Origin of the sequence: Pseudomonas sp. PA-5-4B, assembly GCF_021606215.1 — a bacterium.
GTDB lineage: Bacteria > Pseudomonadota > Gammaproteobacteria > Pseudomonadales > Pseudomonadaceae > Aquipseudomonas > Aquipseudomonas edaphica.
In genome coordinates this window covers 1-12,624 of sequence record NZ_WKDB01000067.1, presented here as the reverse complement: position 1 = coordinate 12,624, position 12,624 = coordinate 1, and the positions used below count along the sequence as shown (strand labels likewise).

12 protein-coding genes are annotated in these 12,624 nt (G+C 61.9%); 11 read left to right on the top strand and 1 reads right to left on the bottom strand.

Annotated features, from left to right (window positions below; translation table 11 throughout):
• Positions 1–40: 40 nt before the first annotated feature.
• The 5 genes from GIW28_RS24935 to GIW28_RS24915 all read left to right on the top strand — a co-directional run bounded on the left by GIW28_RS24935 (position 41) and on the right by GIW28_RS24915 (position 4,597).
• On the top strand, positions 41–1,126 hold the full coding sequence (locus GIW28_RS24935; RefSeq protein WP_236448148.1) for a fatty acid desaturase family protein: 1,086 nt from the start codon (positions 41–43) through the stop codon (positions 1,124–1,126).
• A gap of 115 nt (positions 1,127–1,241) precedes the next feature.
• Positions 1,242–1,562, top strand: a complete 321-nt coding sequence (locus GIW28_RS24930) for a MocE family 2Fe-2S type ferredoxin (RefSeq protein WP_017134582.1) — start codon at positions 1,242–1,244, stop codon at positions 1,560–1,562.
• Between the two features lie 2 nt (positions 1,563–1,564).
• Complete coding sequence (locus tag GIW28_RS24925; protein WP_236447802.1) at positions 1,565–2,764, top strand: NAD(P)/FAD-dependent oxidoreductase; 1,200 nt, start codon at positions 1,565–1,567, stop codon at positions 2,762–2,764.
• A 1-nt stretch (position 2,765) separates the two neighbouring features.
• The gene (locus tag GIW28_RS24920; protein ID WP_236447803.1) at positions 2,766–3,584 is read left to right on the top strand and encodes a sugar phosphate isomerase/epimerase family protein; all 819 of its coding nucleotides are present in this window, start codon (positions 2,766–2,768) and stop codon (positions 3,582–3,584) included.
• A 50-nt stretch (positions 3,585–3,634) separates the two neighbouring features.
• Entirely contained in the window at positions 3,635–4,597 is a 963-nt protein-coding gene (locus GIW28_RS24915; RefSeq protein ID WP_236447804.1) for a Dyp-type peroxidase, read from the top strand.
• Here GIW28_RS24915 and GIW28_RS24910 read toward each other — a convergent pair.
• The gene (locus GIW28_RS24910) at positions 4,594–5,466 is read right to left on the bottom strand and encodes an undecaprenyl-diphosphate phosphatase (protein WP_099549168.1); all 873 of its coding nucleotides are present in this window, start codon (positions 5,464–5,466) and stop codon (positions 4,594–4,596) included. The genes GIW28_RS24915 and GIW28_RS24910 overlap by 4 nt on opposite strands.
• Before the next feature lie 179 nt (positions 5,467–5,645).
• On the opposite strand from GIW28_RS24910, the gene GIW28_RS24905 reads away from it, so the two are divergent.
• The 6 genes from GIW28_RS24905 to GIW28_RS24880 all read left to right on the top strand — a co-directional run.
• Positions 5,646–6,152 (top strand): GNAT family N-acetyltransferase, encoded by a 507-nt coding sequence (locus GIW28_RS24905; RefSeq protein WP_099549190.1) that lies wholly within the window; start codon positions 5,646–5,648, stop codon positions 6,150–6,152.
• A 311-nt stretch (positions 6,153–6,463) separates the two neighbouring features.
• Complete coding sequence (locus GIW28_RS24900) at positions 6,464–7,996, top strand: ABC transporter substrate-binding protein (protein WP_236447806.1); 1,533 nt, start codon at positions 6,464–6,466, stop codon at positions 7,994–7,996.
• A 12-nt stretch (positions 7,997–8,008) separates the two neighbouring features.
• On the top strand, positions 8,009–8,950 hold the full coding sequence (locus GIW28_RS24895) for an ABC transporter permease (protein WP_099549170.1): 942 nt from the start codon (positions 8,009–8,011) through the stop codon (positions 8,948–8,950).
• On the top strand, positions 8,947–9,801 hold the full coding sequence (locus GIW28_RS24890; protein WP_099549171.1) for an ABC transporter permease: 855 nt from the start codon (positions 8,947–8,949) through the stop codon (positions 9,799–9,801). Before GIW28_RS24895 ends, GIW28_RS24890 begins: the two co-directional genes overlap by 4 nt.
• A gap of 2 nt (positions 9,802–9,803) precedes the next feature.
• Positions 9,804–11,432 (top strand): ABC transporter ATP-binding protein, encoded by a 1,629-nt coding sequence (locus GIW28_RS24885; protein WP_419789496.1) that lies wholly within the window; start codon positions 9,804–9,806, stop codon positions 11,430–11,432.
• A 110-nt stretch (positions 11,433–11,542) separates the two neighbouring features.
• The coding region (locus tag GIW28_RS24880; protein ID WP_236490427.1) for an OprD family outer membrane porin at positions 11,543–12,624 on the top strand (1,082 nt) is incomplete at its 3' end.

Here is a 12,624-nt window from a genome sequence, read left to right as displayed (position 1 = left end):
CAAAGCACCTGTTACCCAACGCTTGCGGAGAACAATAACAATGCCTGAACACACGCCTCACCGCGCCCGGCGCGACTACAGCCTCACCGGCCTTGAAGCTGCCCGCGCCGCAGAAAAGGGGTTGGTCTCGGCCAGTTGGTATCAATCGCCGATCTCGCGCAAACGCATGAAAGAACTGATGCAGCGCCGTGACGGCCCGGCGTTGCTCGACACAGCCCTGTGGGTGTCGGCGTTGCTGGTCACGGGGTTTGGCGGCTACTGGTTCTGGGGCTCGTGGGCCTGCGTGCCATTCTTTATGGCTTACGGCGTGCTCTACGGCACCGCGTCCAACCCACGTTGGCATGAGACCGGCCACGGCACCGCTTTCAAGACCCGCTGGATGAATGTTGGGCTGTACCAGGTGGCGAGTTTCATGTGCATTTTCGAGCCGCATGTATGGCGCTGGAGCCATGCGCGGCACCACACCGACACCATCGTGGTCGGGCGTGACCCGGAGATCGTCGAGCCGCGCCCGCCGAGCCTGTTGATGATGGGCCTGAGCCTGTTCAACCTGCCGCTGGCCTGGAAAACCTTCAGCGGCGTGGCGCGCCATGCGATCGGCAGGATGAGCGCCCAGGAACAGGACTTCATCCCCGAGTCCGAATGGCCCAAGGTGTTCCGCGCTGCGCGGATCTGGGTCGGCATTTATGCGCTGGTGATCGGCACCGCGTTGTACCTGCACAGCTGGCTGCCACTGATGCTGGTCGGCCTGCCGAGCCTTTACGGCGCCTGGCTCGGCTACCTGTTCGGCCTCACCCAGCATGTGGGCCTGGCCGAGGATGTGCTGGACCATCGCAGCAACTGCCGCACCATCTACATGAATCGCGTGCTGCGCTTTATCTACATGGACATGAACTACCACCTCGAACACCACATGTACCCGATGGTGCCGTACCACGCGTTGGCGCAACTGCACGAAGAGATCCGCAGCGACTGCCCGCCGCCATACGCGAATATTCTTGAGGCGTACAAGGAAATCCTGCCGACGATCTGGAAGCAGCGCAGCGATCCGACCTACTTCGTGCAGCGCCCCACTCACAGTGGCGAGCGAGCTTGCTCGCGCTGGGCTGCGCAGCAGCCCCAATAAAAACCACCGCATTCTTTCAGACAATACTCGACTGCCGACCTTGGGGCCGCTTCGCAGCCCGGCGCGAGCAAGCTCGCTCGCCACAAGGAAGGCCATGCATAGAGAGAACAACGCCATGAACGATCAATGGATCGACGTCTGCGCCGTGGGCGAAATTGACGAAGAAGACGTGCTGCGCTTCGACCATGGGCCGCACACTTACGCGGTGTACCGCTCGGCCGAGAATGAGTTTTTTGCCACTGCCGGCCTGTGCACCCACGAGAAAATCCACCTGGCCGACGGCCTGGTGATGGACCACGTGATCGAGTGCCCCAAGCACAACGGGCGCTTTGATTACCGCTCCGGCAAGGCCCTCGGCGCGCCGGTGTGCGTCAACCTCAAAACCTACCCGGTGCGGGTCGAAGCGGGGCGGGTTCTGCTCGCCGTGACGGCGTGAGCATGAACGCCCCCCTGATTATCGTCGGCGCCGGCCATGCCGGTGGCCGTGCGGCGCTGACCTTGCGCGAAGAAGGCTACACCGGGCGCCTGATCCTGATCGGCGATGAACCGCACTTGCCCTACGAGCGCCCGCCGTTATCCAAGGGCTTGCTGCAAGGCAGCATGGACCTGGCGGGTTGCAGCCTGTGTGACGGCCAGCGCATGGCCGCGCTGGGCATCGAGCATATCGCCGGCAACCCGGTTACGCGCCTGGAGCCGCACCAGCACCGGCTGCAACTGGCTGACGGCCAATGGCTGGACTTTGCCGGTGTGCTGCTGGCCACCGGCGGCCGGGCGCGACGCTGGCCTGTGGAGCAGGCGAACGTACTTTACCTGCGCACCCATGATGAGGCGCTGGCCCTGCGCGACGCCTTGCGCCCCGGCACGCGGCTGGTGGTGGTCGGCGGTGGTTTTATCGGCCTGGAAGTAGCGGCGACCGCGCGCGGCCTGGGCTGCCAGGTGACGGTGCTCGAAGCTGGCCCACGCTTGGCGGGCCGGGTGTTGCCGCCGGTGATCAGCGAAGCGCTGCTGGATTTGCACCGCCAGCAAGGCGTTGAGGTGCGCTTGAATGTGGCACTCGAATCCATCGACGCCGACGCGGTGCAACTGGTCGATGGGCAGCGCTTGCCGTGTGATCGGGTGGTGGTCGGCATTGGCATGCAACCCAATCTCGAACTGGCTGCAGCAGCGGGGCTGGAAGTGGGGCAGGGCATTCGCGTCGATGCGCAACTGCGCACCAGTGCGCCGAACATTTATGCGGCGGGCGATGTGTGTGAGTTTCGCCTGGGAGGCCTGTATCAACGCCAGGAAACCTGGCGCAATGCCGAAGCCCAAGGTCGCCATGCTGCGCTGAATATGTTGGGGCGTGAGTTGCCGTTCGAGGCCATGCCGGGTTTTTGGTCCGACCAGTACGACTGGGGCTTGCAGACCGTTGGCGTGATGACCCCGCTGACGGTCAGCCGCGCACTGCCGGGCGGTGGTTTGCTGTTGTTCCACCTGGATACCGACGGGCATTTGCAAGGCGCTTGCGGCTGGGCGCTCGGCAATGGCGTGGCCAAGGACATCAAGCTGTGCGAACGCTTGATCAGCGCGCGCATTGCACTCAATACGGCCGATCTGGCCAACCCGGACGTTTCCCTTAAACACGTGCTGCGAGGCTGATATGCACCAATTGCTGGTGTTCCAATCCCTCTGGGCCATGCAGACCGAACCGGGGCCGCTGGAAGCTCAGCTCGATCGCATCGCCGCCGCCGGCTTCGACGGCATCACCGATCATTACTGGAAACCCGCCGAGGTCGCGCGCCTGCACGCTGCCGCCAGCGCCAGGGGCTTGCAGATCGAAGGCCAACTGTTCCCGCAATCGGTGGATGACCTGGCCGCCGTGCTGGATGTGATCAGCCGCTACGGCTGCCACCACCTCACCCTGCAGGCCGATGTGCGCCCGCGCACGCTGGCCGAGGCGGCCCGCCTGGTCGAAGGCTGGCAGCGCCTGGCCGAACAGGTGGACTTTCCGATCCTGCTGGAAACCCATCGCTACCGCCTTACCAACGACCTGCTGTTCACCCTCGACCTGCTCGCACAGATGCCCGACCTGAAACTGCTCGCCGACCTGTCCCATTACGTCGTCGGCCGGGAGTTACCGGAACCGGGCGCGTTCGAGGACGACGAGCAGATACGCACGATATTGCGCCACAGCTGGGGCTTTCACGGGCGAGTGGCCAGCAGTGAACAGGTGCAGGTCTCTGTGGGTTTCCCCCAACACCAGGCCTGGGTAGAACGCTTTACCGGTTGGTGGCGCTACGGGATTGAAGACTGGCTGGCCCGGCCCGATGCGCCCAATAGCCTGTCGTTCACCTGTGAGCTGGGCCCGCCGCCCTATGCAATCACGGATGCAAACGGCGGTGAAATCAGCGACCGCTGGGCCGACGCGCTGAAGCTGAAGACCCTGATTCGCCAGGTGTGGGAGAGCTGCCATCGATGATCTGCTAATCTGCGCGGGTTAAAACCGCCCTTAGCCTGTGGACTTTCATCATGAAGACTTGCCCTGTTCAGCCACCTCTTGAGCCGCAGTCCGTCTGCCATCCCATCACCAGCAGCGCGATCTTCATGGTTGCAACCGTCGCTCCCGGCAGTGAAGACCAGGTGCGCGCCTGGTGCGGCGATATCGCCGGGCTGGTGCGTTCGGTGGGCAAGCGCGTGCCGGCGGGCAACCTGACCTGCGTCTGCGGGTTCGGCTCGGATGCCTGGAGCCGGCTGTTCGGCGGGCCACGCCCGGCGGCCTTGCACCCGTTTCGCGAGTTCGGCGTGCCAGGGCGCATGGCGCCGTCGACGCCCGGCGATATCCTGCTGCATATCCGCGCCGAGCAGATGGACCTGTGCTTCGAATTGGCCACGCAGTTGATGGTGGCCCTGGGCGACAGCGTCAAGGTGGTGGATGAGGTCCAGGGTTTCCGTTACTTCGATATGCGCAGCATCATCGGTTTTGTCGACGGCACCGAGAACCCGGTGGGGCGCAAGGCCGTCGGCTTTACCATCGTCGGCGATGAAGACGCGGAATTTGAAGGCGGCAGCTACGTGCTGGTGCAGAAGTACCTGCACAACATGAGCGCCTGGAACGAGCTGACGGTGGAAGCCCAGGAGAAAGTGATCGGGCGTACCAAACTGGCCGACATCGAGCTGGATGAAGAGACCAAGCCGAGCAACTCCCACAGCGCCCTGACCGTGATCACCGACGAAAACGGCGAAGAAGTAAAAATCCTGCGCGACAACATGCCCTTTGGCCGCCCAGGCGCCGGCGAGTTCGGCACCTACTTTATCGGCTACGTGCGCTCGCCGCAGCCCTTGGAGTTGATGCTGGAAAACATGTTCGTCGGCCGCCCGGTCGGCAACTACGACCGCTTGCTGGACTTCAGTACCGCCGTGACCGGCGGCCTGTTTTTTGTGCCTTCGGCCGATTTGCTTGAAGAGCTGGCCGACCGTCAACCGGGGGCTTAACTGAGCAACCCGGTGCTGACCGCCACAATCAAGAAGACTCCCAGCAGCGCGCGATAAATCACAAACGGCCAGGTGGAGAACCGCTCCAGGAACTTCATCAGGCCCCAGATCGCGAAGAACGCCGAGATACTTGCCACCACCAGGCCGAAGAGCAAATGCGGCCAGGCGTGGGCGGGCATGTCGGCGTGCAGCAGCACCCACAGCTCTTTCAAACCGGCCAGCGCGATGGCGGGCAGGCCCAGCAGGAATGAAAAGCGCGCGGCTTCTTCACGCTTGAAGTTGAGGAACAGCGCAGCGGTCAGCGTCGAGCCCGAGCGCGATACGCCGGGAATCAGCGCGCCAATTTGCGCAACCCCGACAATCAGTGCATCGCGCAGGCGCATCTGGCCCATGTCCCGGGTGTGACGTGCGCGCACTTCGGCCACCGCCAGCAGTACCGCCATCACCACACAGGAAATCCCGATCACCATCAGGCCGCGCAACGGCGAGTTGCAGCTGTTGAGGGTCGAGGACAAGGCCAGGCCGGCAATGCCGATGGGGATGGTCGCCAGCACAATCGCCACCGCCAGCTTGAACCACGGGTCGTTGTAGTCGCCCCGGCGTACCGCACCGATGCTGCCCGTGGTGACCTGGCGCACATCGCGCCAGAAATAACTGACCACCGCCGCCAGCGCCGCCAACTGCATCGCCGCCGAAAACGCCGAGCCGGGGTCTTGCCAGCCGAGCAGGGCGGGCACCACACGCATGTGGGCGGTGGACGACACCGGCAGCAGCTCGGTAATGCCCTGGATCACACCCAGGATGAAAATCTGCAGGTAATCCAGGGAGGCAAAGCCCACATCCAGGCCGGCGGAACAGACGTTGGTCAAAATAGAGGTCCTTGAGGAAAAGGTCGAAGCTGACGAAGTTTATTCTAAATGTTTCAGGAATTTCGGTTGGACGGGGCAAATCCGCAATCGGTTCAGCAAACAGAAAGGTTATGCAATGTATTGGCCTGCGCGCGTGTTTTGTGAACAATGGCGCCCTGCGTTTTGTCACCGAGAGCCCCATGCCTGAAACCACCGTTGAACTGATCCAGACTGGCCCCGAAGCGTCCGAGCTGATCCGCAACCTTTACCAGTATTACGCCTATGAGTCCTCGGACTGGGAACAGGAAGATGTCGAGGCGGATGGCCGCTTCTACATCCACGATGAGCACCTGACCCGTTACTGGCACGACCCGCAATGGAGCGCCAACCTGCTGCTGGTGGACGGTTATATCGCCGGCTTCTTGCTGATCGAAGGCAGCGAACTGCCAGGCATCGACGCCCTGGAACTGGCCGACCTGTTCATTCTCAAGCGCTACCGCCGCAAAGGCATTGGCCGTGCCATTGCCACCCAGGTGTTGAGCAGCGGCCAGGCCGATTGGCTGGTGCGTTTCTATGACCAGGATGAAGTGTCCCAGGCGTTCTGGCGTGCGGTGCTGGATGATTTGCCGCGCCCGGTGCAGACCCTGGAGCTGGAGGATGACCCGCAGTTGGTGAGTTACCTGATTACGCGAGCGGTCCTGCATTAAGCGAGCGCCTGCGGGCGCACGCTGGTTTACACCCATAGAGGCTTCGGCCTCTTTTTTATTGCACTGAAAAACCATCATCGGTTGAAGAGTAGAAGGCTTTAATGTTTTTAAGTAATTAAAAAAACATTTACAAGCCAACTCCATGCTGTGAGTATGTCCGGGCGAATTTAAAAAAACAAAAACATCCGCGGCACTGATCCCGTTCAGGCCATAACAACAACGACCTCAAACAGGCTTGAAGCCGGCTCCTGCCCCAGGCCGCTTCTGTGCGAAGGAGAACATCTCCCTTGAATCGCTTACTTAATGGCACGCTGTGCGTCACCCTCGTACTCGGCGCCGGCTTTGCGCAGGCCCAGACCACCTTGCGCGTCGGCTTGAACGCCGACATCCGCAGCACCGAGCCGGGCGTCAACCGTGACGAAAATACCGACACCGTGATGCTGCACATCGTTGAGGGCCTGGTAGCCCACCGCGAAGACGCTTCGGTTGGCCCGTTGCTGGCCCGCGAGGTGCAACGCGCCGACGACGGCTTGACCTACACCTTCAAATTACGCGAAGGCGTGCACTTCCAGAACGGTGCGACATTAACTGCCGATGATGTGAAGTGGACCTGGGAGCGCTACCTCAACCCCAAGACCCAGTGGCGTTGCCTGGCCGAATTCGACGGGCGTGGCGGGGCGAAAATCACCGCCATCGACACGCCGGACCCGCTCACCGTCGTGTTCCATCTCGACCAGCCCAGCGGCCTGTTCCTGGCTTCGATGGCGCGCCCCGATTGCGCCGGCAGCGGCATCCTGCACCCCGATTCGCTGGCCGCCGATGGCAGTTGGAAAGCCCCTGTCGGCACCGGCCCGTTCAGCCTCACCGAATGGAAACCCGGGCAATACGTGGTGCTGTCGCGCTTTCACGACTACAGCCTTCGTGACGACGCTGCACCGGACGGCTTTACCGGCAAGAAGCAGGCCCTGGTGGATGAAGTGCGCTTTATGGTGATCCCCGACCCGTCGTCGGCCAAGGCGGCATTGATGTCCAACAACATTGACCTGCTGCCCAATGTCAGCGCCAGCGATGCGCAGGAGTTGAAAACCACACCGGGTGTGCAGATTTCATTCAGCCCGATCATGGCCATCTGTGGCTTGTTGTTCCAGACCAACGATCCGCTGCTCAAAGATGTGCGCATCCGCCAGGCCATCGCCCATTCTCTGGATTACGGGCAAATGGTCAATGCGCTGTCCAACGGCACCTCCGAGCCGAACAACTCGGCCATCGCACAAACCAGCCCCTTCTACAGTGCCACCGCCAAGCAGGGCTACCGCTACGACCCGCAGCTGGCCCAGCGCCTGTTGAAAGAGGCCGGTTACCACGGCCAGCCGATCAAGATGATCGTCAATAAACGCTATTCGCAGATGTTCGACATGGGCCTGCTCAGCCAGGCAATGGCGGTGGCCAGTGGCTTGAACATCCAGATGGAAACCCTGGAGTGGGGCACCCAACTGGAGCGCTACCAGAGTGGCAATTACCAGATGATGGCGTTCTCTTACTCCTCGCGCCTGGACCCCGCTACCAGCTTCGATTCGCTGATGGGTGACAAGAGCAAGGAACCGCGTAAGGTCTGGGATAACCCCCAGGCCCAGGCGGTACTGCGTGAGGCGGTGCGCGAGAGCGACACGGCCAAGCGCCAGGCGCTGTTCGACCAGTTGCACTCGATGATGATCCACGACACGCCCATGGTGATCATCTACAACGGCACAGTAGCCGCGGCGCTGCGCGACAGCGTCAAGGGCTTCCATTCCTGGCCGGTGTCATCGCCAAGGCTGTGGGGCGTCAGCCTCGCGGCCCACTAACGAGGCCTGAGCATGTTGCGTTTTATTTTGCAAAAACTCGCGATGGCGATTCCGACACTGCTGCTGATCTCGGTGATGGTGTTCGCACTGATTCGCCTGATCCCGGGCGACCCGGCGCTGTTGATGCTCGGTGATATGGCCGACCCGCAAAGCCTGGCCGATATGCGCCACACCCTGGGCCTGGATCAATCGCTGGTCATGCAGTTCCTGATCTGGTTCAAGGCCGTAATGAGCTTCGACCTGGGTGTATCCATCAGCACCAAGCAGGCGGTATTGCCGCTGATCCTGGACCGCTTCAGCGTCAGCGCCACCATCGTGCTGGTGGCGGTGTTGTTTGCCACGTTGATCGCCGTGCCGATTGGCTTGATCGCGGCCTGGAAACAAAACAGCGCGCTCGACCTTGGGTTGGTGTCCGTCGCCACCTTGTTGCTGTCGATTCCCAGTTTCTGGCTTGGCCTGTTGCTGCTGCATGCCTTTGGTATTCAACTGGGCTGGTTGCCGGTGGTGGGCTACGTGAGTTTTGCCCAGGCGCCGTGGCAAGCGATCAGCTACATGGTGCTGCCGGTGGTGACGCTGACCCTGGTTGAAGTGGGCGCGATTACCCGCATGGCGCGTGCCAGCACCATCGAAGTGCTGCGCCTGGAGTACATCGCCCACGCCCGCGCCAAAGGCCTGTCGGAACGTGCGGTGCTGTGGAAACACGCGTTGCCCAATGCGTTTGCGCCGACCTGGACGCTGGTCGGGCTGATCCTCGGCAACCTGCTGGGTGGAATCGCTGTGCTGGAAACGGTGTTCACCCTGCCTGGCATCGGCCGCTTGATGGTCGATGCGATTTTTGCCCGCGACTATCCGGTGCTGCAAGGCTGCCTGTTGTTGATCACCTTTATCTATGTGCTGGTCAACCTGTGTGTGGATCTGCTCTATCCGCTGTTCGACCCAAGGGTGAAGTTATGAGTTCGACTATTGCCGTGCCCGTAGCGGCCAAGCGCCGACGCGGGTGGGCGCCGGCCAATGCCGTGATCGGCGGCGGGCTGCTGGTGGCGTTGATCGCGCTGGCGTTGATGGGGTTGGTGTGGTCGCCGTTCGATCCGCTGAAGATCGACTTGATCGCGCGTTTCCAAGCACCATCAGCGGCCCATTGGTTGGGCACCGATGAGTTTGGTCGCGACGTGTTCAGCCGCTTGCTGATCGGTGCCCGCACCAGCCTGTGGGTGAGTTTGCTCACGGTGACGGTGGCGGTACTGGCCGGCACCGTGATCGGCATGCTCGCCGGTTACTTGCGGGGTTGGACCGACCGCGTGTTGATGATGTTCAACGATGCGCTGCTGGCGTTTCCCGGCATCCTCATGGCGCTGGGCATCATGGCGATTATCGGTGCCAGCAAATACGGCATCGTGTTGGCCCTGGGCATTGCCTACACGCCCTCGGTGGTGCGGGTCGTGCGCGGCACGGTGTTATCCCTACGTGAGCTGGAGTACATCGAAGCCTCGCGGGTCATCGGCAACTCCGAGCTGTACACCATGCTGCGGCACATCGCCCCCAACTGCCTCGCGCCACTGTGTGTGCTGGCCACCAGCATGTTCGGTTGGGCGCTGCTTTCGGAAAGCGCCCTGAGCTTCCTCGGCCTCGGCGTACCGCCACCGGCTGCCACCTGGGGCAACATGCTTGCCAGCAGTCGGCCGTATATCGCCTCGGCACCTTGGCTGGGTGTGTTTCCGGGGCTGTTTATCTGCCTGACGCTGTTGGCGATCAACTTGTTTGGCGACGCACTGCGTGACCGTCTCGACCCCCGGATGAGGAAATGAACATGCCCGCCAATTGTGTTTTGTTGAGTGTGCAAAACCTGAAGATCCGCGTCGGGGAACACGGCCCGCTGGCCGTCGATGACCTGAGTTTCTGTATCGCGCCGGGCGAGATTGTGGCGTTGGTGGGCGAGTCGGGCAGCGGCAAGACCATGGCCGCTCGCGCTGCCATCGGCTTGCTGCCGTTGCCGATGCAAGTGTGTGGCGGGCGCCTGGATTTCCAGGGCCGCGACCTGGTCAAGGCCGGCACTGAAGAATTGCGCGCGATTCGTGGTGCGAGCATCGGCATGGTGTTCCAGGAACCGATGGTGTCGCTCAACCCGGCGTTAAAAATCGGCCAACAGATGAGTGAGGCGCTCAGGCTGCACACTGACCTCGACCCGCCGCAGATCCGCGAGCGCTGCCTGGCCATGCTGCGTCGCATCGGGATCAAGGCGGCTGAACGTTGCCTGGAGTCCTACCCGCATCAGTTCTCCGGCGGCATGCGCCAGCGCATCATGCTCGCCTCGGTCATGCTGTTGCGCCCGGCGCTGTTGATCGCCGACGAACCCACCACTGCCCTCGACTGCCTGGCGCAGTTGGACGTGATCGAGTTGATGCTGGAGCTGACTCGCGAACAGGGCACGGCCATTCTGTTTATCAGCCATGACCTGTCACTCGTGGCCCGCTATGCGCACAAAGTGGTAGTGATGCGTCACGGCCAGGCGGTGGAGCAGGGCAGTACCCAAGACATCCTGCTGGCGCCCAAGGCCGAGTACACCCGCCAACTGCTTGAAGCCTTGCCACGGCGTGGCGAGCTGCCAGCATTGCCGGCGAGCAGCACGCCGTTGGTGGAGATTGACCAGGTGTGCATCGAGCACCCTGGGCCGACTTCGTTCTGGGGCAAGCGCCAGTACCAGCGCGTGGTGCATTCGGCCAGCCTGGCGATTGCACCTGGCGAAACCCTGGCACTGGTGGGCGGCAGTGGCTCGGGCAAAACCACCCTGGGTCGTTCGCTGGTCGGGTTGATCAAACCTTGCGCCGGGTCGATCCGCTTCAAGGGCGTGGATATCCTCAAGGCCGCCAACCGTACCCACCGGCTGCAGTGCCAGATGATTTTCCAGGACCCGTATTCATCACTGAACCCACGGATGAAAATCGGCCAGATCCTTGCTGAACCCCTGCGCCACGAGCCCGGTTTGAATGCCGCCGAGCGGCGTGAGCGCGTCACGCAAACCCTCAAGGATGTCGGCCTGGGTGAGGAGTATGTCGAACGCTTTCCCCACCAACTGTCCGGTGGCCAACGCCAGCGTGTCGCTATTGGCCGCGCACTGGTGCGCCGCCCGCAATTGGTGGTCGCCGATGAGCCGATTTCGGCCCTGGACATGACCATTCAGAAACAGATCCTCGAACTGTTCGAGCGCTTGCAGGCGCAGTACGGTTTTGCCTGCCTGTTCATTTCCCATGACCTGGCGGCCGTGGAGCGCATCGCCCATCGCGTGGCGGTGATGCACCAGGGCGAGGTCGTGGAAGTGGGGGCACGCGAGCAGATCTTCGATTGCGCGCAGCACCCCTACACCCGCCAGTTACTGGCGGCCGCCAGCCCACTGCAGAAACTGCCGGGCGGCGGCTACCGAATACGACCGGCAATTTAACCCCCTGATTTCATCCGGCGCGCGGGCCTTCATGCCTGCGCGAGGGTGAACGTCGTGCCCAGAAAAACAATAAGACCTACTCACCGAAATGACTGCCAGGAGCCAACAACATGCCTAACAACACGCTCAACCTGATCTTCAAGGGCGCCGGTCTTATGAGCGGGGGCCTGCTGTGCGCCCCGGTCCAGGCGGACTTTATCAAGGACAGCAATGCAGATCTGGACTTGAAAAACTACTACTTCAATCGTGACTACCGCGAAGACGCCGGGCAATCCAAACGCGAGGAGTGGGCGCAGGGTTTTATCCTCAACCTCAAGTCGGGCTTTACCGAAGGCACCGTGGGGTTGGGTGTTGACGTGGTGGGCATGCTCGGCTTGAAACTCGATTCCAGCCCGGACCGCTCGGGCTCCGGTTTATTGTCGCGCGATAACGATGCTGCGCCGGGTAAACCGAGTTACTCCAGGCGTGCGCATGACGAGTACTCCAAATACGGCGTGACCGGCAAGGTGCGTGTTGCCCAGAGCGAGTTGCGCAGCGGCTACCTGCTGCCGGACTTGCCCACGTTGCAACCCAATACCAGCCGATTGTTCCCGCAGACGTTCCGGGGCACGCAGGTGACCTCCACCGATATCGCCGGGCTGGCGCTGATTGGCGGGCAGATTGACCAGACCAAACAGCGTGAGTCCACCGAGTACGAGGATATGGGGCTGACCAGTCAGAGCGGGGCTTACAAAAGCACCGCCAGAAGTGATCGTTTTCGATTTGCCGGCGGCGATTACAGGCTCACGCCGGGCATGACCCTGAGTTATCACTTTGCGCAGCTGGAAGATATTTATCAGCAGCACTTTATTGGGCTGAAAAACAGCGTTGCGCTGGGCGGCGGCCTGCTCAAGATGGATATCCGATATTTCGATGCGGACACCTCAGGTGCCGGTTCGGCGGGCAACGTGGATAACCGCGCGCTGAGTACGCGGGCGATGTTCAGCTACAAGGGGCATAGCATGGGTGGCGGGTATCAGGAGCAGTACGGCACAACGCCGTTTACCTATGTGGACGGCACCAATACCTATCTGTTTTCCGAGTATCAGTTGAGTAACTTCTCGCAAACCAATGAACGGGTCTGGCATGCGCGGTATGACTTTGATTTTGCGGCGCTGGGGGTTGCGGGACTGACATTCTCTACGCGCTGGGC

Bases quoted from the DNA above. Each gene is read 5' to 3' on its own strand.
- GIW28_RS24895 (WP_099549170.1), top strand. From the start codon at position 8,009: ATGTTGCGTTTTATTTTGCAAAAACTCGCGATGGCGATTCCGACACTG.
- GIW28_RS24935 (WP_236448148.1), top strand. From the start codon at position 41: ATGCCTGAACACACGCCTCACCGCGCCCGGCGCGACTACAGCCTCACC.
- GIW28_RS24930 (WP_017134582.1), top strand. From the start codon at position 1,242: ATGAACGATCAATGGATCGACGTCTGCGCCGTGGGCGAAATTGACGAA.
- GIW28_RS24925 (WP_236447802.1), top strand. From the start codon at position 1,565: ATGAACGCCCCCCTGATTATCGTCGGCGCCGGCCATGCCGGTGGCCGT.
- GIW28_RS24920 (WP_236447803.1), top strand. From the start codon at position 2,766: ATGCACCAATTGCTGGTGTTCCAATCCCTCTGGGCCATGCAGACCGAA.
- GIW28_RS24890 (WP_099549171.1), top strand. From the start codon at position 8,947: ATGAGTTCGACTATTGCCGTGCCCGTAGCGGCCAAGCGCCGACGCGGG.
- GIW28_RS24915 (WP_236447804.1), top strand. From the start codon at position 3,635: ATGAAGACTTGCCCTGTTCAGCCACCTCTTGAGCCGCAGTCCGTCTGC.
- GIW28_RS24905 (WP_099549190.1), top strand. From the start codon at position 5,646: ATGCCTGAAACCACCGTTGAACTGATCCAGACTGGCCCCGAAGCGTCC.
- GIW28_RS24885 (WP_419789496.1), top strand. From the start codon at position 9,804: ATGCCCGCCAATTGTGTTTTGTTGAGTGTGCAAAACCTGAAGATCCGC.